The organism is Candidatus Symbiopectobacterium sp. NZEC135 (genome assembly GCF_025962695.1).
Map to the genome: position 1 here is coordinate 1 of NZ_JAGFPF010000859.1, position 882 is coordinate 882.

The 882-nt window shown below is 55.4% G+C and carries 1 protein-coding gene and 1 pseudogene; one reads left to right on the forward strand and one right to left on the reverse strand.

Going from position 1 to position 882, the window contains the following annotated elements; translation table 11 throughout:
- The coding region (gene dacB, locus J5224_RS30995; RefSeq protein WP_264628851.1) for a D-alanyl-D-alanine carboxypeptidase/D-alanyl-D-alanine-endopeptidase at positions 1-582 on the forward strand (582 nt) is incomplete at its 5' end.
- An 88-nt stretch (positions 583-670) separates the two neighbouring features.
- Here dacB and obgE read toward each other — a convergent pair.
- A pseudogene (gene obgE, locus J5224_RS31000) lies at positions 671-882 on the reverse strand (GTPase ObgE); the annotation flags it as partial.

Genomic DNA, 882 nt, shown 5'->3' on the forward strand with positions numbered 1-882 from the left:
ACCGTGCTGGCTCAGACGCAATCCGCCCCGCTGCATGACCTTCTCACCATCATGCTGAAAAAATCAGACAACATGATTGCAGATACGGTTTTTCGCACCATCGGGCACGAGCGCTTTAGCGTGCCAGGCACCTGGCGCGCCGGAGCCGATGCGGTGCGTCAGGTGCTGCGGCAAAAAGCGGGCGTCAATCTGGACAACAGCATTGTGGTTGATGGCTCTGGCCTGTCGCGCCATAACCTGATTTCACCCGCCACCATGATGCAGGCGCTGCAATACATTGCTCAGCACGATAACGAATTGAAGTTCATCGAGATGCTGCCTCTGGCGGGTTACAACGGCACCTTACAATACCGTGCCGGGCTGCATGAAGCCGGTGTAGACGGCAAGGTTTCCGCGAAAACCGGTGCGCTGCAAGGGGTGTATAACCTCGCAGGCTTTATCACCACGGCCAGCGGCCAGCGCATGGCTTTCGTGCAATTCCTGTCGGGCTATGCGGTGCCGCCTGAAGATCAGCGTGCGCGCCGTGTGCCGCTGGCGCGCTTTGAAAGCCGTCTGTACAAAGATCTTTATCAGAGCAATTGAGGTAAAAAAAAGCACGATCCCCAAAAGGGATCGTGCCTGATGTCGTGCCAGCAACATCCTCCGTCACCGGAGGATCGTAGCCTGAGAATTATTTCTGGTAGATGATCTCGACACCTTCGTCGTCATCTTCATCCCAGTCGTCATCCCACTCTTCTTCGGCTTCATTTTCCACCGCCGCCAGCTGTTCACGGTGATAATCATCCCACATGAACTCGACTTTTTCGGGCCCTTTCTCTTCGATAGCCATGGCTTTCGGCTGTGTTTCCAGGAAGTTCATCACATCCCAGCACAGTGCGTTGG